This window comes from Anianabacter salinae (assembly GCF_019061145.1).
GTDB lineage: Bacteria > Pseudomonadota > Alphaproteobacteria > Rhodobacterales > Rhodobacteraceae > Anianibacter > Anianibacter salinarum.
In genome coordinates this window covers 186,049-207,488 of record NZ_JAHQZS010000005.1, presented here as the reverse complement: position 1 = coordinate 207,488, position 21,440 = coordinate 186,049, and the positions used below count along the sequence as shown (strand labels likewise).

Sequence of the window (21,440 nt, the reverse complement as noted above, 5' to 3'; positions counted from 1 at the left end):
CCGGTCTCAGGGCGGTCCTGCGGAAAATCTTGGATGGCTGGGCGGCGGCCTATTCGGCTGCGACCGCCGTGCCTGCATTCAACTGTGCAAGGATGGCCTGCGCCGCCTCGCGTCCGTCGCGGATCGCCCAGACGACAAGGGACGCGCCGCGCACGATGTCACCGACGGCATAGACACCCGGCAGACTGGTCTGGTGCGTCTTGAAGTCCGTCTTGATGGTGCCCCAGCGGGTCACTTCAAGCGCGTCCACGCCCCAGAGCGCCGGGATTTCCTCGGGCTCGAACCCTAGCGCCTTGATGACAAGATCGGCGTCCTCGACATAGTCGGCACCCTCGATCACCTCGGGGGCCTGACGGCCCGTCGCGTCGGGCGCACCAAGCCGCATCTTGCGGACCATGACGCCTGCAACGGCCTCTTCGCCAGTGCCCTCGATGGCCACGCCCTTGACCGCGCCGGTGTGCGATCCGCCTGCGGTGAACCCGTGCGGCGCGGACAGCCAGACGAAGTCCACGCCTTCTTCCTCGGCGTTGGCGACTTCGCGCTGCGAGCCGGGCATGTTCGCCCTGTCGCGGCGATAGAGGCATTTCACACTGGTCGCGCCCTGCCGGATTGCGGTGCGCACACAGTCCATCGCGGTGTCGCCGCCGCCGATGACGACGACGCGCTTGCCTTGGGCGTTGAGCGCGCCGCTGGTGAACTCAGGCACGTCATCGCCGAAGTTGGCAGCGCGGTTGGAGGCGGTGAGATAGTCGATGGCGCGCACGATCCCGTCCGACCCGGCGCCCGGACCCGTCAATTCGCGCGATTTGTAGACACCCGTGGCGATCACGACGGCATCGTGACGCGCGCGGATGTCCTCGAACGAGATGTCTTCGCCGACGTTACAGTTCAGCTGGAACGTCACGCCGCCCTCTTCCAGCTGGGCGATCCGCTTCATCACCACGTCTTTCTCCAGCTTGAAGCCGGGGATGCCGTAGGTCATCAGCCCGCCCGCGCGGTCATAGCGGTCATAGACGGCGACCTGCACGCCCTGACGGCGCAGCATGTCGGCAGCGGCCAGCCCGCCCGGCCCCGCGCCGATCACCGCAACGCTCTCGCGGCGTTCCTGCGACGGCTTGATCGGCTTGACCCAGCCTTCTTCCCAAGCGGTGTCGTTGATGTATTTCTCGATCGCGCCGATGGTGACGGTGCCGTGCCCCGACTGCTCGATCACGCAGTTGCCTTCGCACAGCCGGTCTTGCGGACAGATGCGGCCACAGATTTCGGGGAAAGTGTTGGTCTGCTGGCTGATTTCGTAGGCCTCTTGCAGACGGCCCGATGCGGTCAGGTTCAGCCAGTCGGGGATGTTGTTGTGCAGAGGACAATGCGACTGGCAATACGGCACGCCGCACTGGCTGCAGCGGCCCGCCTGCTCGGCGGCCTTTTCACGGGCGAATTCGCCATAGATTTCGGCAAAGTCGCGCGCGCGCAGGTCCGGCGGACGCTTGTCCGGCATGGTCCGCTCGACATCGACGAATTGCAGCATCTTTTGCTTGGCCATGGGTCGTGTTCCCCGCTGGGAGTCCTGTGTTTCGCGTGACTTACTTCGATCGCGCGAAAAAGAAAAGGCATAATAGCTGACCTATTTCCAGAATATTTTGGTCAATACGCTGACCCAGCACCGCTCACTGACACAATTTATGTATCAAACCGGCCCTATCATCCGGGATTCCATATTCCGCGCCAGCGGATAGGGTCGCGCAAACGAATCTCTCGGAAACCCTGCCATGCCCATCCTGCATCTTCTTCTCGTGGCCGTGATCCAAGGCCTGACCGAGTTCCTTCCGGTGTCCTCCTCTGGCCACCTGATCCTCCTGCCGAACCTGACCGGGCTGGCCGACCAGGGCCTTGCCATCGACGTCGCGGTGCATCTGGGGACGCTGGGCGCCGTGGTGCTGTATTTCTGGCGCGATGTCCGCGCCGCCGTCGCCGGTGTGCCCAAGCTGATCCGCTGGCAGATCGACGACCAGAACAGCTGGCTCGCGCTCTGCCTGATCGTGTCCACGATCCCCGTCGTGATCCTTGGCCTTGTCATCAAGCTGACAGGGTTGGACGTGGCGATGCGGTCGGTGGCGATGATCGGATGGACGATGATCCTGTTCGGCATCTTACTGTACTGGGCCGACCAGAAAGGCCCGACGATCAAGACCGGCGAACATTGGTCGCTGAAGGACGCCGTGACCATGGGCCTGTGGCAGGCCGTCGCGCTGATCCCCGGCACCTCGCGGTCGGGCATCACCATCTCGGCGGCGCGCTGGCTGGGGTACGAGCGGCACGGCGCCGCGCGGCTGTCGATGCTGATGTCGATCCCGACCATCCTCGCTTCGGGCGCGGTGCTGTCGCTGGACGTGATCGGAGAGGCCGACTGGGCGCTGGCCCGCGACGCAGGCATCGCCGCGGTCTTCGCCTTCGTCTCGGCGCTGCTGGCGCTGGCGCTGATGATGCGCCTGCTGCGCAGCGTCAGCTTCACGCCCTACGTCATCTACCGGGTGATCCTGGGGATCATCCTCTTGGCCATCGCCTATGGCTGACGGTCAGGTGCGCAGGTTCTTGGCCGAGGCCTTGATCGCCGCATACTGACCGGACGGGCGGAACGGCCAGAGGTATTCCGGCAGGATCGCCTCCATCGCCTGGGGGTCAATCGACAGGTCGGCAAAGGTCCGGACGCTGACACCCACGACATTGTCGCGGCGCAGCTGGCGCACCTGGTCCACCGTCACCGGCCCCTCGATCAGCCCGAAACTGGCCCAGGTCACTGCGCCGAACGCACGGCCCATAAGGCGCGCGGCGAAGAACGGCACGTTCACGATCAGCTTGCGGCGGTGGATCACGGTCAGCATCTCGGCCATCAGCGCGCGGAAGCTGCGCACGTCGGGGCCGCCAAGCTCGTAGACACCGCCCTTTGCCGCGCCGATGGCGCCCTTGACGGCGGCCAGCGCGACATCATCCACATAGACCGGCTGGAACTTCGTGTTCGCGCCGATCACGGGAAGGATCGGACCAAAGCGCGCCATCGACGCGAAGCGGTTGAAGAACTCGTCCTCCTGCCCGAAGATGATCGACGGTCGCAGGATCACCGCATCCGGCATGTGCTGCAGAACGCCCGCCTCACCTGCGGCCTTGGTGCGCGCATAGGCGCTGTCGCTGCCGTCGTCCGCGCCGATGGCCGAGATCTGGACCATCCGCGCGACCCCTTCCTCGGCGGCGATGCGGGCGATGCGCTCGGCGCCTTCGGCCTGCACGGAAGCGAAGGTGTTGCGCCCGGCCTCGGCAAGGATGCCGACGCAGTTGATGACCGCGCTTGCACCCTTTGTGACGGCGCGCACGCTGGCATCGTCGCGGATGTTGCAGAACACCGGCTCGACCTGGCCAACCACACCGTAGGGCCGCACGAAATGCGCATCCGCAGGGTTGCGCACCGCGACGCGCACCCGCCAGCCCAGTTTCGCCATCCGCCGCGCGACATAGCGCCCGACAAAGCCCGAACCGCCGAATATGGTCACAAGTTGGGTCATCGATCTCTCCCGATGCTTTGCTGCGTTGACTAGCCGCCGGGGCGCTTCGGGGCAAGCCGGAACGCAGGCACGAGAATCCCCGAAACTGCCCGTTGACTTGCCTCCGAAGCGGTTATATCAGCCGCTTCCACGCACCTGTGCCCAGGTGGCGGAATTGGTAGACGCGCTGGTTTCAGGTACCAGTGATTTAACGGTCGTGGAGGTTCGAGTCCTCTCCTGGGCACCATTTCATCCCAAAGCTGCAGCGCATCCTGAAAAACGACCCTTTCGGTCGTTCTTGCTCCTTTGCGCGAGCGCTGCAACCGCAGACCGTCTTCTGTCCATCGGCAGGCGAGAGGGTCAGATTGCATATCCGCAAATCCCTGCAATTTTCACAGAGATTTCGCACGGGTTCTCTTTGCTACTACGGCCCTGGTCGGCTCCGCGGGAGTCGCTGCGGCTGATGTTGCCGTCACTGGTCTCGCCGAGATGGGTATCATGGGCGGTACCACGATTGGTAACGACCTCGAGTTCTTCACGGACATCGACGTCACTTTCACCATGTCGGGCACCACTGACGGTGGCCTGACCTTCGGCGCGTCGATCGACCTCGATGAGTCTGATGGAGCGAACTCGCCCTTTATGTTGAGCGAGGCAGTTGTCGGTATTGACCTCAACAATGATGGAGATCAAATCGATACGTTCCCAGTTCCTACGTCTGGTGAGTCAAACGCTTTCAACCCTCGTAGGCAGGGCGGTGAAAGTATCTTCATCTCAGGCGCTTTCGGTACCCTGACGATGGGCGATACCGATGGTGCGCTTGATTTTGTGATGCGTGAAGTGAACACTGGCCTCGGTGGATCGCTGAACGACGACGAAACGAGCCATCCCGGTTTCAACGGCAATTCGGTGATGGACGGGTTCAATAACGGCGATGGTCAGATAGCCCGTTACGATTACACGTTCAATAGCGTCACCTTCGCCGCATCCGCCGAAATCGTCGATACCCCGGCGGGCTCCGAAGGTCCGACCTACGGCATTGGTGTGTCTTATGCGGCAGCTATGGCTGGTGCCGATCTTACATTTGGACTTGGTTATCAGGCATACAGCCAGAATGGTGTTACTTCCAGCACCGTCGGTGTGTCTGCGAGTGCCGAACTCTCCAGCGGCTTGGTCTTGAATGCCAATTACTCATCGTTCACAAACGTATTCAGTGGTTTCGGCAACCAAGGCGTACGCACCCAGTACAACAACCACATCGGTGTCGGCATCGGTTATACCATGGGCGCCATCACTGTCGGCGCAAACTATGGCGTATACGACGCGACCGTTGCGGGTGAAGCGAACCGCGAAGGCTTCGGCCTGACGGCAAACTACGATCTTGGGGGCGGTGCTATCCTCCAGGCTGGTTATGGCAACGGTACCTATGCGGACCGCTCTACCGCAGCGGTCGGAGACACGCTTCGCCAAGAGACCTACACGTTCGGTCTCGCTATGACCTTCTGATCCCTCTGATCAGCACACTCTCCAACTGGAGCGGGCTTCGGCCCGCTCCTTTTCGTTCAAGGAGAGTAAATACACGCCTCCGTTGCAGCTTAACAACATTTAACACGTTAATTATTATCCCTTGGGTTGCGTAACACACCTTCTGTTGTGCTCGATTTTCAGTTCGAAAACGACACAAGGTGACGGGGGGCCTGATGGGCCGAAACGAAAGCTTGATTCAGTCGGAGTGGGCGCTGCCACCGGAAGACATCACCTTGGATGTTTTCTTCGACCAGCACTTCTATCCCTATATAGAAGTTAGAAAAAAACGGCCTGAACATGATCGCCAGCAGTATGACAAGCATATCCGCAAATCGATCGGCGGGATGCCGGTGCGTGATCTGGGGAATCAGGTGCTTGATGCGTGGACGCGGCAACAAATTGTCAAGAGGCTAAAGCCAAGCACGATAAATAAACATATTTTTCTACTCAACAGGATCCTGAATGTCGCCACCCGCTGGGGCATTGTGCGGCAGAATGTGTTCCACGACCGGACCCTGCAAAAGCTCCCGACCGGCGACTACAAGCAGCGGTTCCTGACCGAACGCGAGGTGATCGCACTGCTCGACGAGGCGCAGAAGGACAAGCACCCCTTCGTCTACCTGTTCGCGAAACTTCTGATCCTGACCGGGGCCCGCAAGGGCGAGGCGCGCACGGCGCGCTGGCGCGACATGGACCGGGCGAACCGGATCTGGACGGTGCCGGTGTCGAAAAGCGGCCGGTCCCGGCGCATCGTGCTGAGCGATTCGGCAGATGCGCTTCTGGACGTGCTGGCAGAGCGGAACATGAACCTCGACATCCCGGTCGGGCCGAACGATTTCCTGTTTACCAATCCGCGCACCGGCACCTGCTATGACAGCTTTTACGCCGCCTGGCACCGCATCCGCGACGAGGCCGGGCTGCCCGAGGTGCGTATCCACGACCTGCGGCACAGCTTTGCCAGCTTTCTCATCAACAAGGGCGCGTCGATCTACGAGGTGCAGCAACTGCTGGGGCACCACCATATCTCGATGACGCAGCGCTATGCGCATCTGTTGCCGAACACGCTGCGCAACCGCGTCGAGATCGTGAGCAGTGCGCTGAACAAGGCCAGCGCGACCCTGTTCGACTGAGTCCCGACGCGGATTGTCCCGCGCACGGGGCTCGGCTATGCGTGACGCCAAGCTGGAGATTGCACATGGCCAACCACCTCTATCAGAACGACCTGCCCGACGGGCTGGACCTTGGGCCCGTGGTGGCCATCGACTGCGAAACGATGGGCCTGAACCCGCACCGCGACCGGTTGTGCGTCATCCAGATGTCGGGCGGCGACGGTCATGCTCATATGGTTCAGGTGGCCAAAGGGCAGACCGAGGCGCCGAATCTCTGCCGGATGCTGGCAGACCCCAAGGTATTGAAACTGTTTCATTTCGGGCGCTTCGACATCGCCGCGATGCACAACGCCTTCGGCACGCTGGCCGCGCCCGTCTATTGCACCAAGATCGCGTCAAAGCTGATCCGCACCTACACCGACCGGCACGGGCTGAAGCAGCTGTTGCAGGAATTGCTCGACGTCGACATCTCGAAGCACCAGCAGATGAGCGACTGGGGCGCCGAGACGCTGACCGACGCGCAGCTCGACTATGCGGCGTCGGACGTGCTGTATCTGCACCGGCTGCGCGAGGTGCTCGACCAGCGGCTGGCCCGCGAGGGGCGCACCGATCTGGCACGGGCATGTTTCGGTTTCCTGCCCGCGCGTGCACTGCTCGACCTCGAAGGCTGGCCCGAGATCGACATTTTCTCGCACTGACGGTGGTGTGATGTGCTGCACCGCTTAGGTGGTGCATCGCGCACCTGCCCCGCATAGGATGCGCACAGAGTGACCAAGGACTGACCCGATGCGTGCCGCCTGTCTTGCCCTTCTGATTGCCCTGTTGCCTGTCGCCGCCGCCGCACAAGGCGCCGCTGTCGATCTCGGCCAGCACGACTCGAGTCAGCCGATCGAGGTCACGTCCGACGAATTGCGGCTGGATCGCTCGCGCAACACCGCCATGTTCGAGGGCAATGTCGTCGCCACGCAAGGCGCGCTGACCCTCACCTCTCGCCAGCTTGAGGTCGATTATGGCGCCGAGGGCACGGGCGGCTCATCCATCCGGATGGTCACGGCCATCGGAGATGTTGTAATGGTCAACGGCGAGGACGTCGCGCAGTCACGCCGCGCGGTCTATACCGTCGGCGACTCGCTGATCGTCATGACCGAGGACGTGATCGTGATCCAGGGCGAGACTGTGCTGACGTCGGACCAGCTGACCTATGACCTTGCCAGCGGCGAGGGCCTGATGGAGGGCCGTGTCACCACCCTGCTTGTCCCCGAGGAGGAATGATGGACGGCGCGCCCGGCGCAGCGGAACGGTCCGAAACCGGGCTGCGCGTTCGCAACCTGCAAAAGGCCTATCGCAAGCGGGTCGTGATCCGTGATGTCAGCATGGATCTGAACCGGGGCGAAGTGGTGGCGCTGCTTGGCCCGAACGGATCAGGCAAGACGACGACCTTCTATGCCATTGCCGGACTGATTACGCCCGAGGCCGGACAGGTCGCCATCGACGGGCGCGAGGTGACGTTCCTGCCGATGTATCGCCGCGCCAAGCTGGGCATCGGGTATCTGCCGCAGGAAATGTCGATCTTTCGCGGCCTGAACGTCGAACAGAACATCATGGCGATCCTCGAGATCGTCGAGAAGGACCGGACCAAGCGGCAAGAGCGGCTGGAGCAGCTTTTGTCCGAGTTCTCGGTCGAGCATTTGCGGAAATCTCCGGCGATGGCGCTGTCGGGCGGCGAACGGCGCCGCGTCGAGATCGCGCGCTGTCTTGCATCCAATCCGAAATACCTTCTGCTCGACGAACCCTTTGCCGGGGTCGACCCGATCGCGGTGGGCGACATCCGCGCGCTGGTGGCGGATCTGAAAACGCGCGAAATCGGCGTTCTGATCACCGACCACAACGTGCGCGAGACGCTGGGCATCGTCGACCGGGCCTATATCCTGCATGACGGAATGATGCTGATGAACGGCACCGCCGAGGAAGTGACGGCGAACGAGAACGTGCGCCGCGTCTACCTCGGCGAGAATTTCCGCTACTGAGGCGACAGCCGCCGATGCAACGGGCAGCGCAGAGATACAGTTGACACGTCCTGCGCAAGCGCGTCCAAATGGGGGTAATGAAGGACTGGTCGCGCCACGCTTCGGACCCTTTGTTCTGCTCCCCTTCCGCAGAGACAGATCGTTCGCACCCGCCGTTCCCGGCGGGGCGCAGGCGCGTTCACGCCCGTCATTCCAGTAAGCCAGAGGAGGTACTATGCGTTATCAGGTCACCGGCAAGCAGATCGATATCGGCGAAGCGCTGCAAACCCATGTCGTCACGGAACTGGGGGGCATCGTCGAGAAATATGCCGGTCGCCCGACCGACGCGAACGTGATTTTCTCCAAGCATGCGCATGAGTACGCCTGCGAGACGATCGTGCATCTTTCGACTGGAATGACCGCGCAAGCCATGGGCCGCGCACCTGAAATCTACGCCGCCTTCGAAAGCTGCGCCGAGAAGATGGACAAGCAGCTTCGGCGCTACAAACGGCGACTCAAGGACCATCACAAGGAGCGTACGACCCCGGTTGAATTGTTCGGGGCGTCCTCGTATATCCTCGCCTCATCTCAGGACGGGGAAGATACCGAACCGGAAAGCCTTCAGCCGATCATCGTGGCAGAGATGGAAACCAAGATTCCGTCCCTGTCGGTTGGCGAAGCGGTGATGCAGATGGAACTGCACGGCGCCAAGGTGCTGGTCTTCCGGAATGAACGGCATGACGGGGTCAACGTGGTCTACAAGCGCGATGACGGAAACATCGGCTGGATCGACCCTGCCGAAACAAGCTGACCCGCGCCGAGGTGCGGGGCTTTCAGTGAAGCGGGACACATGAACCTTAGTACACTTCTGCAACCTTCCGCCGTGAAGGTCGCGACCGCCTTGACCAGCAAGAAGCGCCTGTTCCACGCGCTTGGCGATCTGGCGCATGCAGCCTACGGGCTGGATGCCGCCATCGCCGTAAGCGCCCTGCAGGAACGCGAAGCGCTGGGGCCCACCGGCGTTGGCAACGGCGTCGCCCTGCCCCATGCGCGGATTGACGACCTGACCTGTGTGCGCGGCGTGTTCCTGCGGCTGGAAAAACCGATCGACTTCACGGCGGTAGACCGTCAGCCCGTCGATCTGGTGTTCGGCCTGTTCGCGCCCGAGAATTCGGGCGTCGACCATCTCAAGGCGCTGGCGCTGGTATCGCGGACGCTGCGCGATCCGGGGGTTTGCGCCAAGCTGCGCGCGAATGCCGATCCCTCGATCCTGCACGCGATCCTGACCGAAGGCCCGGCGATCCAGGCGGCCTGACCCTTGCGTCAGGCCCAGGCTTCGTATCCGAACATCATGTAATCACGCTGAGCGGCGGCCCGCGCGGCCGCCTCGACCGAAGCGTCGTAGATCGCGGACAGCGGCAGCGGATGCTCGTCCGGGATTTCGCCCAGCGGCGGCGGGGCCAATCCAAGCTGATCGGTGAGCTGGCCAAGCCCGGCATCCAGCGCCTCGGCCCGAAGGATCATGTCGGGCAGGCGGAACTGTCCCAGCCCCTGAATCACCATGTCCTGCGTCGCCCAGACGGGATCGACACGCACGCTGGTCTGCCCGCCAAGGTTGCCCTTCACGAACCCAAGGAACCCAAGGAACGCTTCTCGCATATCAGAGACCGGATACGACGCATCCGGCGCCTTCTCGGGGATCGGCACCTTGTAGGTCGTGCGCAAGAGCTCTCGGATTTCGGGATAGGCTTGCGGGCCGGTGGCCAGGATGTAGGTGCAGAACGCATGATAGAGGCGCGGCACCGGATGCCGCACGACGGTAAAACTGCGGTGGCGCCCCGCCTGCCGCTTCCACTGACGCAGGGTCTTCTGGTTGAAGCCGGTCAGCACGGCATCACGCTTTTTCCCGTCAAGCGCACCAAGCCAGTCGGCCACCACGTCCTCGACCCCGCAGCGCACCGGCTGATAGAGCACCGGCGAAGATGGCGCGGCCATGTAGCCCGGCACCACCGGCCCGCGCCGAGGCTCGAAATTCGGCGTGCGGCCCAGATCGAACCGGTCCATCCGCGCCAGCGCCTTTTCGATCTCGGCGTAGTTCGTGACCTTGCTTTCCAGCGGCGCCGGGTTTTGCACCTTGGTCGCTTTCACCGTGCGGTCACGTCGCTGGTCCAACCCCAGGAACGCGGCCATTCCGTTCAGGACATCCATGTCGTTGATGTCGTCATAGCCGATGTAGAACGCCGACTGCCCGGTGGTCTGCAGCGTCCGCAAGACGCGCAACTGAAAGGCTTGCAGCGCGTCGACATGGGCCAGGAATTCGTCAGCGTCGAATTCCACCTTGGCACTGCGCGCGAACTTCATGTCGCGCAGGCGCCACTGCCCCGTCTCGCCCGCGATCTTGAGCGAGACATAGCTGTCCAGCGGATTGCGCGTCAGGATGATCTTGGCCCGGCGCGGATCGGTCAGCAACCCGTCCAGAACGCGGGGGTCATGGTCGTGGAAGAACCGGAACCCCGGCAGCCCGTCGGTCTGCGCCGCCATCGCCCGCAAGAGCCGCGTCGGGTCTTCCTCGCGGTCGGTCATGCCGAGGCCCAGCAATTCATACTGGTTCGCGTGGCCGATAAAGTGCGGATTGAACACCTCGCCGTAGCAGGTCAGCCCGTCATAGGCGTTGATGTTCTCTTCCAGAAAATTCGATCCGGTCCGCATTTCGGCCAGCATCACGAAGCTGTCGAAAGGCCGCGTCACCGGATCACCTCCTTGCGGACGAGATAGGGTTTCGGCGCGCGGCTGGGCGAGGTGTCGTCGCCGTCATTCGCCGGGAAGTCGCCCATCAGGTGCGGATGCATCCCCTCGTTCTTGAGGTTCTGCAGGAACTGGCCAAATCCTGTCAGGTCGACCATGCGCGGCGCTTCGTTCAGGCGGCGCAGAGACCGCGACCCGATCTCGTCGATGATGGTCTGAAGCGGCTCCATCGGCTGCTCGACGAAATCCGCCATCGACCAGATCCGCACCCGCGCCTTGGTATAGGCCGAGCGCAGCACGTCCAGATGCCGCGCCTCGATCTTCTGGAGCAGCGCAGCCTCGCGGCGGATATCCTGAAAATCGCGCGGTGAGCGGAACAGCGGCACCGCCCAAGCACCCGTGATGACCGAAATCTGCGCATTGGTGTCACGCGCCATGAAGGACGAGACCGCCTGATTGTCGCGCGGGCCGAACTGGAAACACTGCCGCTCGCCTCGGGTGTTCCAGATCAGGTTCGACAGAAACGAATTCGGGTTGTAGTCGCGCAGGTTGGCCGAATCCGACAGCGCCCCCGCATAGGTCGCCTGCCGGCCGACGAATTCCGCGCGGGCGGGCGCGAACAGATTGCCATGCACCCGCGCCCCGGTGACGCGGGCCAGCCAGGGCTCGAAATCCTCGAACAGGTCGCTGAAGCCCTCGAAGACCGAATACGGCGCGCAGGTGCGCCCGTTCTCCCAGCCCTCGTTCGGATAGCGGCTTTGCATGTAAAGCCCCGCGCGCCCGCGTGTGCGCCGTTCGACCGCCTTGGCGAAAATGCGGTCGATCTTGCCGGGGTTCGGCTCTGCGCCCGACGAGTTCGCGTCGCCGGGGGCAAGGAAGGCATCGTAAAGACGATCCGCATGATGCCAGATCTTGCGCGCGACAAAACAGTCGGACCGCCGCAGAAGCTGCAGGTGATCGTCGTAGAAGATGTGCGGCTTGCCCTGAAAATCGAACTTGGACAGCGTCAGGGACCGCGACTCGATCCGACGCGAATACAGCCGCGCGAGGGTCTGATAATAGCTTTCGTCCGGAATCCACACCTTTGAGAAATAGGCATCGTGGCGGGCGCGGCCGGGGTCTTGCAGGATCGCCGACAGCGTGGCCCGCGTCAGGCACCACCACTGGCTTCCAAGATGGGGCACCAGCCCCTCGGGAACGCTGCGGCGATAGCCGACAAGGCGCTGCAGCCGGACATAGCGGTCGAACAGGAAGCGCTGTTTCTTCCACGAGAACGGAAACCGCAGCGTGAAGCGTTCGCTGTCGAGCCCGCCGACAGTCCAGGGCACATCCTCGGTGGTGACGGATTCGATGAAATCGGTATCGGGGCGGTCGCCGAGATAGGCTTTCATCTCTTCGACCGGACGAAGCGGCAGGCAGGACCCTGATGCAAGATAGACGTGGCTGACCTCGGGGAATTTGGCCAGCATCATCTCGCCCGCGGCCTGCGATGCGGCGACAAGCGACCAGGTGCCCCATTCACAGCTGCGGCGCGCGCAGAACAGCACGTTGTCCAGGTCCGAAAGGCTTTCCGTGAACGCCTTGAACTCGGCCTTGGGCACGCGCCGGTCGGCGTGGATCACGACCGGGCAGCCGTGGCTTGCCCAATGCCGGGCCACCTGTTCCGCGCGGTTCAGCGCCTCGTGGACCAGCATGCAGAACCCGACGGTCACGCCCAGTTCCCCCGGCTCATGATCCCCAGAATCTCAAGCTGGCGCCAGTTGATGTATTTCTCGGACCAGCGACACCAGAGGTTCAGCTTGCCGGCCTCGCCCTTGTTGTAGGCGCGATATTCATAGCTGTTGGCGTAGTGCTGGCGCCGGCCGAGCTCTTCCTGCGATTTTTGCGGAAATGTGTGCAGGAACTTGGCGTGCAGCAGGCAACCCGACGCTTTCTCGCCGCCCCACTCGTCATAGACAAGGTTCAGGCCCCGGGGCAGCAGCGAATGGGTGGAGCTGAAATAGACATAGCTGTTGTGCCATTTCACCAGCGGAATCTTGTTCAGTGCAGGGGCGCGTTCCGGCTTGTCCTGAAAGAACGCGCGGGCACGCGGGCCGCCCTGAATCCACAGGTTCCCGAACCTCTTGTTCTTGGTGATGGTGTAGTTGCCGCTGTCGAACCAGTTGGCGATTTCCAGCGGGTCCTGACCGGGCAGGTATTCGAAGGCGTTGATCGGCCCCTTGGGATACATGTCCAGCAGCATCGCGCTGAAGGTGCGGATCGAGGACGCGTCAAGCCAGTCGGTCAGGGCACGCAAGGGCCGGGTGTCGCAGAACGGATAGACGAAGAATTCGTCCACATCGACGGTCAGGCACCAGTGCCCGTGAGCATACTTGCGCTGCAGCCAGTTCAGCCAATCAGCCCCGAAACGGGCGCGCTTGTAGCTCTTGTGGCTGACCCAGACCGAGGCATCCGGCTGGTCGGCGAGAAACTCGCGCGTGCCATCGTCAGAGCCATTGTCGACGAAAAAGAAATGCCGGACCCCGAGCTTGCGGTAATAGTCGAGGAAATAGTCGAGCCGGATGCGTTCATTCCGGACGGTGGCGAAGCACAGGATGTCGCCCGGCCGCACCTGCTCGGTCCGCAGTGCCACGGGCTTCAGTTCGCGCCGCTTGCGAAAAGCGCGCACGCCCAGACGTTTTCGCTTCAGGCGTAGCCTGTATGAGCGAATGAAACTCACGTACTCCCCTTTTCGACGCGCAAGACAGCAGCCACGCGCACAAACAAGACGAACATTCAGGGGGACAGGGCAAGCTCGAAATGTGTCTGCCAGGTCAGTCTGTCCAAGATCGCTGCCGCTTCCCCAGCGGCGCGATCAACCTGCATGTTCGTTGCCCAACTCATTATTCTTTGTTTCCAAAAATACACATCGTCAGGGTCAGCGTAAACGCAATAATCGCTCAAGATTTCCCGGAACACCGGCAATTTCGTTGCCAGCACCCGTACGCCAAGGCGCGCGGCCTCGACTGCGGGAAGACCGAAGCCCTCGGCATGCGACGGGAACAGCAATCCGGCGCTGCCTTGAAGCAGGGCCGTCACCTGCCGGTCACTCAGTCCGGGGCGCTCGAGGATCAGGTCGTCGCGTCCGCGTTCGGCGTCGAGGCGTGCGAATACCTCCTCGTTCCGCCACCCGCGTGACCCCGCGACGACCAGTCTTGGCGGCCGGTCCATGTCAGCGCGCAGTTCATCCCAGACATCCAGCAACAGCGCGTGGTTCTTGCGCGGCTCGATGGTGCCGAGGATGACGAAGTAGGGCCGGTCGGTAGGAATATCGGGTGGCAACACGCTCGCTTCGACCGGATCGACCCCAAGCGGCGCGGTGACGATGGGCGGACAGCGCCCGAAATCCGCACTCCACCGGGTCACATCGCTGGCGGTCGCGCCAGAGTTGGCGATGATCCGGTCGGCATGGCGGCAGACCCGGCCCAGCACCCCGCGAAACCGCGCCACGCTTTCGGGACGCTGGAACTGCGGATGATCCAGCGGGATCGTGTCGTGGATCAGCACGTCGATCCGCGCCTCTGGCACCGCGCGCCACGCAGTCAGCGTGCGATCCGTCAGGTTGCTGTGGCCGACATTCAGATACCGCGTGCCGCGCGGCATCACCTGCCGCAAGCGCGAGGCCAGCCCGGCCCGCAGCCCCCCGGCGATGGCAAGACGGCGCAGGTCCGCCTCGGCCCTCCGCCGCTCTGGCGTCAGCTTGCGCGAGAGCAGCGCGATCAGGTCAGCGCGTCCGTAGGGCACGCGGCCTTCGATCCGGTCCAGCATCGCCTGCCCGCCGTCCCGTCCCAGGATCGAAAATCCCGCCGATGTGCGTGCAAGGAACCAGACCGGATCGCCTCGGCGCAAAAGCTCGCGCAGATAGGCCAGTTCCACGCGGTCGACGCCCGTCAGGGTGCGCCCGCTGCGCGAGATCAGGCGGGTGATGTCCAGACAGCGCGGCGCGGCATCATCGGTCATAATGGCCGGACTGATGCCAGCGCCAGGCGTCGGCGATCATCGTCTGCAAGGTGGACCGATGCGGCTGCCAGCCCAGTTCCTGCGCAGCGCGTTCGGACCCCGACACCAGCCTGGTGCAGTCACCGGCCCGGCGCGGGCCAATCTGATGCGGAACCTCGCGGTTCGTCACGCTGGCGGAATGGGCAAGCACCTCTTTCACCGAATAGCCGCGCCCGGTGCCAAGGTTGAACACCCGGCTGCCCTTGCCGTCCTGCAACCATTTCAGGCCAAGGACATGCGCGTCCACAAGGTCCATGACATGCACATAGTCGCGGATGCACGTGCCGTCGGGCGTGTCGTAGTCGGTGCCATAGACCGTCAGCGCGGCGCGCTTGCCCTCGATGGCGTCCAGCATCAGCGGGATCAGGTGCGTCTCGGGCTGGTGGAATTCGCCCACCTCGCCCTCTGGGTCGGCGCCCGCGACGTTGAAGTAACGAAAGATCACCGCGTTCAGCCCGTAGCTTTGGCCAAAGTTCGCCAGCATGTCCTCGATCGCGCGCTTGGACGCGCCATAGGCGTTGATCGGTTCCTGCGGGCAGAATTCGTCGAGCAGCACGTTGTCCTGTTCACCGTAGGTCGCGCAGGTGGACGAGAAGACGAAGTTGCGCACCCCGGCCTTCACCGTCGCCTCGATCAGCGACAGCGACCCGCAGACATTGTTCGACCAGTAAAGCCCCGGGTCCGACATGCTTTCGCCGACCTGGCTGAGCGCGGCAAAGTGCATCACGGCGACGGGCGCATAGTCGGCAAAGGCAGCATCCAGCGTGGCGCGGTCGGTCAATTCGCCCTCGACCAGCGGGCCGAACTTTACCGCGTCGCGCCAGCCGGTGCACAGGTTGTCATAGGTGACGGGCACATACCCGGCGGCGCGCAGCGCCTTGCAGGCGTGCGAGCCGATATATCCGGCGCCGCCGGTGACAAGGACATGAGCGTTCATGCCGCTGTTCTACTGCGCGGCTTTCGACATGGCGACAGCTTCGTGCAGGTATTGCGTGAATTCGTCCTTCAGGTCGTCGCGCGACATGCCGAAGGCGACCGTGGCCTGCAGGAACCCGGCCTTGGACCCGCAATCGAACCGCTGGCCCTGAAAGCGAAAGCCGTAGACGCCTCGCTCTTCCCGGATTTCCTGCGCGATGGCGTCGGTCAGCTGGATCTCTCCGCCCGCGCCGGATTTCTTCTTGTTGAGGTTCGACAGCACGTCCGGCGTCAGGATGTAGCGCCCGATCACGGCAAGGTTCGATGGTGCATCTTCGGGCGCAGGTTTCTCGACCATGCCGCGCACCTTGACCATGTGGCCCATGTCCTCGGACACGTCGAGAACGCCGTAGGATTTAACCTTGTCCTTCGGCACCTCCATCGCGGCCACCATGCAGCCGCCGGTTTCCTCATAGGCCTCGGTCATCTGCTGAAGGCACGGCTTTTCGCCCGCGATCACGTCATCGGGCAGCATCACGGCGAAGGGTTCGTTCGGCGCGATCAGGCGGCGGGCGCACCACACCGCGTGACCAAGGCCCAGCGCCTTGTGCTGGCGGATATAGGCAATCGCGCCCGAATCCATGTTCGTCGTCTTGAGCGTTTCCAGAAGCTCGGTCTTGCCCTTTTTGCGCAGCGAGCTTTCCAGTTCCGGCGCGTGGTCGAAGTAGTCTTCCAGCGCGGATTTCCCGCGCGAGGTGACGAAGATGAATTCCTTGATCCCGGCCGCCCGCGCCTCGTCGATGGCGTATTGGATCAATGGGCGATCCACGAGCGTCATGATCTCTTTCGGGATGGCCTTGGTCGCAGGAAGAAAGCGGGTTCCAAGTCCTGCGACCGGGAAAACGGCTTTTGTCACCTTGCGTTTCATCTATTGCCTCGCCTTAAAAATTTACGCCGCAGTCCTCGATACCGTCCTAACACCGTCAGCGCTAAGGTGGTTTCGTGGCCACTCTATGGTGTCGAGTGTAGCGGCGATAATCTGCACGTTCCATGAACAATGCCTAGTATTCCGGCAGATTGCGCGCTGACAGACGCGCAATTTCGGCCGTGAGACGGCGATCATAGGTAACTGCCTGAAAGATAGGCATATTGCGGTCGGACCGGCCGAACTGTCCGCCGGATTGCTCCCACACTCCGGCATGGGTGAACCTCACGCGGTGATACAGCCCGGTGCGGCCGAACAGGAACAGTGACGCGCGGCCACCTTCGGCGACATGACGCTCTGCCTCCTGGCGCAGGCGGGCTACGTTGCCCGGTCGGCCAGCAAGAACACGGGTTTCGCCGGGCGCCGTCTTGAACCTCAGGAAACCGGCCTGTGGTTCTGGCAGAGGCGCGAGCGAGTGCAGGGGCCGCGCCATCCCGTCGGCCCACCCGGCATCGAAGCTGGTCAGCACATCGGAGTAATGGCGCGGCTCGGCGGTGCCCTGCACCAGATGGCGGGCCAAGCGCCGTTCCTGCGCCTGCCTGCGAAGGCGGAACTGGGCCGCCATGTCGGCCTCGGGCGCGTGCTTGCGCAGCAGGATGGCAACGCTGGCCGCCTCTTCGTGCAAGGTGGTGGGCCGCCGTGCAGCCGTGCGCCGCCCCGACGCTGCAAAGCCGTGATGCACCTCGGCGCCCGGAACGACGGCGATGCGCGCGCCGGTCCAGGCAAGCCGAAGATCAAGCTCGGTCTCGTCCAGGAAGAAGCGGATCGCGGGGTCGAAGCCGCCGTGCCGCCTAAGCACATCCGAACGGAACGCGCAGTTGGTGCCGACCGTCTTGACCGCGTCGCCGGGGCGGGTGTCCAGCACCTGCACCGCGTCGCCGGGCATCGGCACGGGATGATCCCAGCCCAGCGCATCGACACGCGCACAGCGGCTTTGAAAGCTGATGCCATTGCGCCCGCGCACATAGCCCGTCGCGGCGGATACCTCCGCAGCGTCGAAAGGCGCGGTAAGGCGCGACAGCCAGGTCGGTTCCGGCACGGAATCATCGTCGATGAAGGCGATCACCTCGCCTGCGGCCTGTGCGATGCCCAAATTCCGTGCAGCCGAAATGTTCGCCTGGTCGAACGCGGCCAGCTTGACCCGGCCCGCGAACGGCGAGGCATCGATCGCGGCACGTCCGGCCGCATCGGCCACCAAGACCACCTCGAAGGCGGTATGATCGAGTTGGGAAAGCCCCAGCAGCGTGCGCAGCAGTAGGCGCGGGCGATCGCGGCTCACCACGACCACGCTGACGATGCGGGTCATTCGATGCCCAGTTCCGCCAGCATCGCCTCGATGCGGGGGACGTCTTGGGGGTTGTTCAGCTCCCAGAACGGGCGGCCACGTCCGTCGACCTTGACGCACAGCACCGGGCGCCCCTGTTCGAGGAACCGCAACTGCTCCAGGGCCTCCAGCCGTTCCAGCGGGCCGACCGGCCATCGGGGATAGGCGGCAAGCGCTGCGGGGCGGTAAGCATAGACGCCGACATGGTGGAACACCGGCGTCGAAGCCTCGGGATCATATCCCTGATGCGTGTAGGGGATGACCTCTTTCGAGAAATAGAGCGCGCGGTTCTCGGCGTTGAACACCACCGTCGTCGCCCCCACGCGTCCGGCGCGGCGGTCTTCCAGGAACCCGTCCAGCGCCCGACCGGAACAGCGCAGCACGGGCGTCGCCACCTCGGCGGTCTGGTGCGCCTTGAGCGCCGCCACGAGTTCTTCGACGAACCAGGGCGGGGTCAGCGGCGCGTCGCCTTGCAGGTTCACGACGATCTGATAGCCGCCGCCAAGCTGGTCCAGCGCCTCGGCGCAGCGTTCGGTGCCGTTCTGGCAATCGGGCGAGGTCATCAGCACCTCGGCGCCGAACCCCTCGGCCTCGGCGCGGATAGAATCGTCGTCGGTAGCGACCACGACCCGGTCCACGCCGCCCGCCGACGTCGCCGCATTCCAGGTGCGCCGGATCAGGCTGCAGGCCAAGCCGGAGGCCCCCCGCAGCGGCACAAGCGGCTTGCCCGGGAACCGGGTCGAGGCGTGGCGCGCCGGTATGACGATCAGGACGCCCATCAGGCCGGCTTCAGTTCGACCCCGGGTGCGGCGGCGATGAAGAACGGGTTCTCATAGCCGGGCTTGCCGTAGGTGAACGCCGCATGATCCTCGAACCGCACCATACGTCCGCCAGCACCGCGCAGAACGGCATCGCCCGCTGCGGTATCCCATTCCATCGTGCGGCCTAGCCGGGGGTAAAGATCCGCCTCTCCCGCCGCGACAAGGCAGAACTTGAGCGACGATCCCGCGCTGACCAGATCGGCCACGTCATAGCGCGCGATGTAGTCATCCGTCGCCTGATCCCGGTGCGACTTGGACGCAACGACGCGCAGCGCACCATCGGGGGACGAGACGGACAGGGGGGCAAGATCGCCCGCGACATCCTTATGCAGCGCGCCGGTCTCCTCGACCGACCGGCCATCCGCATCGGTGTAGAACAGGCGCCCCTTCGCCGGGGCAAAGACGACACCGCGCACAGGCACCCCGTTCTCGACCAGCGCGATATTCACCGTGAAATCGCCCCGGCGCTGAACGAACTCCTTGGTCCCGTCCAGCGGATCGACGATCAGGAACCTGTCCGCCGTCTCGGCGTGGGTGGCTGCCTGTTCCTCTGTCACCAGCGCGATGTCGGGAAACGCGGCCCGCAGCCCGTCCGAGATCACGCGGTCGGCGGCAAGGTCGGCGCGCGTCACGGGGCTGTCGTCGGCCTTGGCCTCGACCCCCATGTCGGCGCTTTCATAGACGTCCATGATCGCGTCGCCTGCTTCCAGCGCAAGGCGGCGGATCACCGTCATCAGTCGGGCATGGTCCACGTCGTTCCTCCGGCTGCTCGTGTTCGTCACGGAAATGTTCAAGACGGGCTGATTTCCTTATGGATATGTTGTAAGACTTGGGCAAGGCACTCTGGGATAAGGGTGTGGGGCGCTTCAGACGCTGCAGGCAGGCACGACCATGTTCGAACCCAGAGTGAAAGAACGCTCGACGCTGGAATCATCCTTCCGGACGTTGGAGCTTATCTATCACGCCACCGTCCGCAGCCTGCGCAAGAGCCACGGCAACGCCGTCATCGGCCTTGTGATGAGCGTGCTGATGACCTGCGTTCTTGTCGGCGTGTTCTATGTGATGTTCACGGTCCTGGGCGGCCGAGGCATGGCGATCCGCGGCAATTTCATCCTGTTCCTGATGTCGGGCATCTTTGTCTTCATGGTGCATAACGCGGCCGTGCAGGCCGTCATGGGCGCCGAGGGGCCGACGTCGGCGATGATGCTGCACGGTCCGATGAACCCGGCCATCGCCATTTGCGCGGCTGCGATCAGCTCTCTCTACACCCAGACTCTCAGCATCATCGTGATCCTGTTCGCAGCGCATGTGCTGCTGGAACCGATCGTGATCGAACAGCCTGTATACGCCTTCGGCATGGTGATGCTGGGCTGGGCGTCGGGCTGCGCGATCGGGCTGGTGTTCCTTGCGCTCAAGCCCTTCATGCCAAGCGTCGTGGCGATCGTGTCGCAGATCTATCGCCGCATGAACATGATCTTCTCGGGCAAGATGTTCGTGGCGAATTCCCTGCCCGCCTACATGCTGCATTTCTTTACCTGGAACCCGCTGTTCCATGCCATCGATCAGGGGCGCGGCTTCATCTTCATCAACTACACGCCGCACAACACCAACCTGACCTATCCCATCACCCTGACCTGCATCCTGTTCGCTCTGGGGATGATGGGCGAGTTCTATGCGCGCAAGAACGCCTCAGCCTCGATGGGCGCGCGCGGCTAATCCACGACCCGCAGCGTCAGATTGATGCGCCCGCCCTTTGGCAGCAGGGTCGAGCTTCCGGTGCGCAGCTTGTCGATCCCGTGATAGGCAAGGCGCGCCTCGCCGCCCATCACGGCGACATCGCCGGACTGCAACCAGACCGAAGACGTGCTGCCGCCGCGTTCGGTCCCGCCGATTCGGAACCGCGCGTCATCGCCCAGCGAGATCGAGACGACCGGCCAGGCGAAATCGGCTTCGTCCCGGTCCTGGTGCAGACCCATACGCGCGCCTTCTTCGTAAAAGTTCACGAGACAGCAATCGGGCAGGCGTTCTGCCCCGGCCACGGCCTGCCACACCGCCAGCGCCCCGCCCGGGATCGGCGGCCAGTCCACGCCGCTTGGGTGTTGCGGCTCGTAGCGGTATCCGCGCCTGTCGGAATACCAGCCATAGCGCCCTGCCGAGGTCATGCGCACCGACATCGTCTTGCCCCAGCGCGTCTCGGGCGAGAACAGCGGCGCGGCACGCACGACAGCGCGGATTTCCTCGACCAGCCGCGTCTGGTCCTCGGGGGTCAGTAGCCCCTTGTGGATTTCGACCCCGCGCACGGTGACGGGTGCGGTGCCTGACATGACGCATCCTCTCGAATTCGCGACTTTGGCCCCATGGGGCAGCTTGCAGGGGTGTGACCCCCTCCTTATATACGCCGAGAAGCCGCGTCGGGTGCAAACCCGGCCATTTCAAA

The 21,440-nt window shown here is 63.6% G+C and carries 21 protein-coding genes and 1 tRNA gene; 10 read left to right on the top strand and 12 right to left on the bottom strand.

The genetic code is table 11. The features are described from left to right. Nucleotides 1-49 precede the first annotated feature (49 nt). On the bottom strand, nucleotides 50-1,540 hold the full coding sequence (locus KTJ87_RS14455) for an NAD(P)-dependent oxidoreductase (RefSeq protein WP_267139847.1): 1,491 nt from the start codon (nucleotides 1,538-1,540) through the stop codon (nucleotides 50-52). A 226-nt stretch (nucleotides 1,541-1,766) separates the two neighbouring features. Between KTJ87_RS14455 and KTJ87_RS14450 the strand changes: the two genes are divergently transcribed. Beyond that, nucleotides 1,767-2,570, top strand: coding sequence for an undecaprenyl-diphosphate phosphatase (locus KTJ87_RS14450; RefSeq protein WP_267139846.1), 804 nt, complete (start codon nucleotides 1,767-1,769; stop codon nucleotides 2,568-2,570). A 3-nt stretch (nucleotides 2,571-2,573) separates the two neighbouring features. On the opposite strand, the gene KTJ87_RS14445 is transcribed toward KTJ87_RS14450, so the two are convergent. Continuing rightward, the gene (locus KTJ87_RS14445) at nucleotides 2,574-3,554 is read right to left on the bottom strand and encodes a complex I NDUFA9 subunit family protein (protein WP_267139845.1); all 981 of its coding nucleotides are present in this window, start codon (nucleotides 3,552-3,554) and stop codon (nucleotides 2,574-2,576) included. A gap of 139 nt (nucleotides 3,555-3,693) precedes the next feature. On the opposite strand from KTJ87_RS14445, the gene KTJ87_RS14440 reads away from it, so the two are divergent. From KTJ87_RS14440 to KTJ87_RS14405, 8 genes are all read left to right on the top strand, one after another. After that, nucleotides 3,694-3,780 (top strand) — tRNA-Leu (locus KTJ87_RS14440). Nucleotides 3,781-3,839: 59 nt separating this feature from the next. After that, nucleotides 3,840-5,039 (top strand): porin, encoded by a 1,200-nt coding sequence (locus tag KTJ87_RS14435; RefSeq protein ID WP_267139844.1) that lies wholly within the window; start codon nucleotides 3,840-3,842, stop codon nucleotides 5,037-5,039. Nucleotides 5,040-5,557: 518 nt separating this feature from the next. After that, on the top strand, nucleotides 5,558-6,190 hold the full coding sequence (locus tag KTJ87_RS14430; protein ID WP_267139843.1) for a site-specific integrase: 633 nt from the start codon (nucleotides 5,558-5,560) through the stop codon (nucleotides 6,188-6,190). A gap of 65 nt (nucleotides 6,191-6,255) precedes the next feature. Further along, nucleotides 6,256-6,867, top strand: coding sequence for a ribonuclease D (locus KTJ87_RS14425; RefSeq protein ID WP_267139842.1), 612 nt, complete (start codon nucleotides 6,256-6,258; stop codon nucleotides 6,865-6,867). A gap of 88 nt (nucleotides 6,868-6,955) precedes the next feature. Beyond that, on the top strand, nucleotides 6,956-7,441 hold the full coding sequence (locus KTJ87_RS14420; RefSeq protein WP_267139841.1) for an LptA/OstA family protein: 486 nt from the start codon (nucleotides 6,956-6,958) through the stop codon (nucleotides 7,439-7,441). After that, a complete protein-coding gene (lptB, locus tag KTJ87_RS14415; protein ID WP_267139840.1) occupies nucleotides 7,441-8,196 on the top strand; it encodes an LPS export ABC transporter ATP-binding protein in 756 nt (251 codons plus the stop codon). Before KTJ87_RS14420 ends, lptB begins: the two co-directional genes overlap by 1 nt. A gap of 214 nt (nucleotides 8,197-8,410) precedes the next feature. Then, nucleotides 8,411-8,986, top strand: coding sequence for a ribosome hibernation-promoting factor, HPF/YfiA family (hpf, locus tag KTJ87_RS14410; RefSeq protein ID WP_267139839.1), 576 nt, complete (start codon nucleotides 8,411-8,413; stop codon nucleotides 8,984-8,986). 39 nt (nucleotides 8,987-9,025) lie between these two features. Continuing rightward, on the top strand, nucleotides 9,026-9,490 hold the full coding sequence (locus KTJ87_RS14405) for a PTS sugar transporter subunit IIA (protein WP_267139838.1): 465 nt from the start codon (nucleotides 9,026-9,028) through the stop codon (nucleotides 9,488-9,490). Nucleotides 9,491-9,498: 8 nt separating this feature from the next. On the opposite strand, the gene KTJ87_RS14400 is transcribed toward KTJ87_RS14405, so the two are convergent. From KTJ87_RS14400 to cysQ, 9 genes are all read right to left on the bottom strand, one after another. Beyond that, nucleotides 9,499-10,923, bottom strand: coding sequence for a nodulation protein NodH (locus KTJ87_RS14400; RefSeq protein WP_267139837.1), 1,425 nt, complete (start codon nucleotides 10,921-10,923; stop codon nucleotides 9,499-9,501). Further along, nucleotides 10,920-12,632 (bottom strand): DUF5927 domain-containing protein, encoded by a 1,713-nt coding sequence (locus KTJ87_RS14395; protein ID WP_267139836.1) that lies wholly within the window; start codon nucleotides 12,630-12,632, stop codon nucleotides 10,920-10,922. Before KTJ87_RS14395 ends, KTJ87_RS14400 begins: the two co-directional genes overlap by 4 nt. Then, complete coding sequence (locus KTJ87_RS14390) at nucleotides 12,629-13,639, bottom strand: glycosyltransferase family 2 protein (protein ID WP_267139835.1); 1,011 nt, start codon at nucleotides 13,637-13,639, stop codon at nucleotides 12,629-12,631. The genes KTJ87_RS14395 and KTJ87_RS14390 overlap by 4 nt, the downstream gene beginning before the upstream one ends. 56 nt (nucleotides 13,640-13,695) lie before the next feature. Next, complete coding sequence (locus tag KTJ87_RS14385) at nucleotides 13,696-14,919, bottom strand: glycosyltransferase family 4 protein (RefSeq protein WP_267139834.1); 1,224 nt, start codon at nucleotides 14,917-14,919, stop codon at nucleotides 13,696-13,698. Further along, a complete protein-coding gene (gene galE, locus KTJ87_RS14380; protein WP_267139833.1) occupies nucleotides 14,909-15,895 on the bottom strand; it encodes a UDP-glucose 4-epimerase GalE in 987 nt (328 codons plus the stop codon). Before galE ends, KTJ87_RS14385 begins: the two co-directional genes overlap by 11 nt. Nucleotides 15,896-15,904: 9 nt before the next feature. Continuing rightward, nucleotides 15,905-16,801 carry a UTP--glucose-1-phosphate uridylyltransferase GalU gene (galU, locus tag KTJ87_RS14375; RefSeq protein ID WP_267139832.1) on the bottom strand — a complete coding sequence of 299 codons (897 nt, stop codon included), beginning with the start codon at nucleotides 16,799-16,801 and terminating at the stop codon, nucleotides 15,905-15,907. A 133-nt stretch (nucleotides 16,802-16,934) separates the two neighbouring features. Next, a complete protein-coding gene (locus KTJ87_RS14370) occupies nucleotides 16,935-18,164 on the bottom strand; it encodes a glycosyltransferase family 2 protein (RefSeq protein ID WP_267139831.1) in 1,230 nt (409 codons plus the stop codon). Next, nucleotides 18,161-18,961: a 3-deoxy-manno-octulosonate cytidylyltransferase gene (locus KTJ87_RS14365; RefSeq protein ID WP_267139830.1), complete on the bottom strand. Its 801-nt coding sequence runs from the start codon at nucleotides 18,959-18,961 to the stop codon at nucleotides 18,161-18,163. Before KTJ87_RS14365 ends, KTJ87_RS14370 begins: the two co-directional genes overlap by 4 nt. Beyond that, nucleotides 18,961-19,737, bottom strand: coding sequence for a 3'(2'),5'-bisphosphate nucleotidase CysQ (gene cysQ, locus KTJ87_RS14360; RefSeq protein WP_407650501.1), 777 nt, complete (start codon nucleotides 19,735-19,737; stop codon nucleotides 18,961-18,963). The genes KTJ87_RS14365 and cysQ overlap by 1 nt, the downstream gene beginning before the upstream one ends. A gap of 157 nt (nucleotides 19,738-19,894) precedes the next feature. Here cysQ and KTJ87_RS14355 point away from each other — a divergent pair, with 157 nt between their 5' ends. Then, nucleotides 19,895-20,719, top strand: coding sequence for an ABC transporter permease (locus tag KTJ87_RS14355; RefSeq protein WP_267139828.1), 825 nt, complete (start codon nucleotides 19,895-19,897; stop codon nucleotides 20,717-20,719). Here the strand turns inward: KTJ87_RS14355 and KTJ87_RS14350 are convergent. Continuing rightward, on the bottom strand, nucleotides 20,716-21,327 hold the full coding sequence (locus tag KTJ87_RS14350) for an alpha-ketoglutarate-dependent dioxygenase AlkB family protein (protein WP_267139827.1): 612 nt from the start codon (nucleotides 21,325-21,327) through the stop codon (nucleotides 20,716-20,718). The genes KTJ87_RS14355 and KTJ87_RS14350 overlap by 4 nt on opposite strands. Nucleotides 21,328-21,440: the final 113 nt, after the last annotated feature.

Bases quoted from the DNA above. Each gene is read 5' to 3' on its own strand.
- KTJ87_RS14455 (WP_267139847.1), bottom strand. From the start codon at position 1,540: ATGGCCAAGCAAAAGATGCTGCAATTCGTCGATGTCGAGCGGACCATG.
- KTJ87_RS14450 (WP_267139846.1), top strand. From the start codon at position 1,767: ATGCCCATCCTGCATCTTCTTCTCGTGGCCGTGATCCAAGGCCTGACC.
- KTJ87_RS14445 (WP_267139845.1), bottom strand. From the start codon at position 3,554: ATGACCCAACTTGTGACCATATTCGGCGGTTCGGGCTTTGTCGGGCGC.
- KTJ87_RS14425 (WP_267139842.1), top strand. From the start codon at position 6,256: ATGGCCAACCACCTCTATCAGAACGACCTGCCCGACGGGCTGGACCTT.
- KTJ87_RS14420 (WP_267139841.1), top strand. From the start codon at position 6,956: ATGCGTGCCGCCTGTCTTGCCCTTCTGATTGCCCTGTTGCCTGTCGCC.
- lptB (WP_267139840.1), top strand. From the start codon at position 7,441: ATGGACGGCGCGCCCGGCGCAGCGGAACGGTCCGAAACCGGGCTGCGC.
- hpf (WP_267139839.1), top strand. From the start codon at position 8,411: ATGCGTTATCAGGTCACCGGCAAGCAGATCGATATCGGCGAAGCGCTG.
- KTJ87_RS14405 (WP_267139838.1), top strand. From the start codon at position 9,026: ATGAACCTTAGTACACTTCTGCAACCTTCCGCCGTGAAGGTCGCGACC.
- KTJ87_RS14385 (WP_267139834.1), bottom strand. From the start codon at position 14,919: ATGACCGATGATGCCGCGCCGCGCTGTCTGGACATCACCCGCCTGATC.
- galE (WP_267139833.1), bottom strand. From the start codon at position 15,895: ATGAACGCTCATGTCCTTGTCACCGGCGGCGCCGGATATATCGGCTCG.
- galU (WP_267139832.1), bottom strand. From the start codon at position 16,801: ATGAAACGCAAGGTGACAAAAGCCGTTTTCCCGGTCGCAGGACTTGGA.
- KTJ87_RS14370 (WP_267139831.1), bottom strand. From the start codon at position 18,164: ATGACCCGCATCGTCAGCGTGGTCGTGGTGAGCCGCGATCGCCCGCGC.
- KTJ87_RS14365 (WP_267139830.1), bottom strand. From the start codon at position 18,961: ATGGGCGTCCTGATCGTCATACCGGCGCGCCACGCCTCGACCCGGTTC.
- cysQ (WP_407650501.1), bottom strand. From the start codon at position 19,737: ATGACGGTGATCCGCCGCCTTGCGCTGGAAGCAGGCGACGCGATCATG.
- KTJ87_RS14355 (WP_267139828.1), top strand. From the start codon at position 19,895: ATGTTCGAACCCAGAGTGAAAGAACGCTCGACGCTGGAATCATCCTTC.
- KTJ87_RS14350 (WP_267139827.1), bottom strand. From the start codon at position 21,327: ATGTCAGGCACCGCACCCGTCACCGTGCGCGGGGTCGAAATCCACAAG.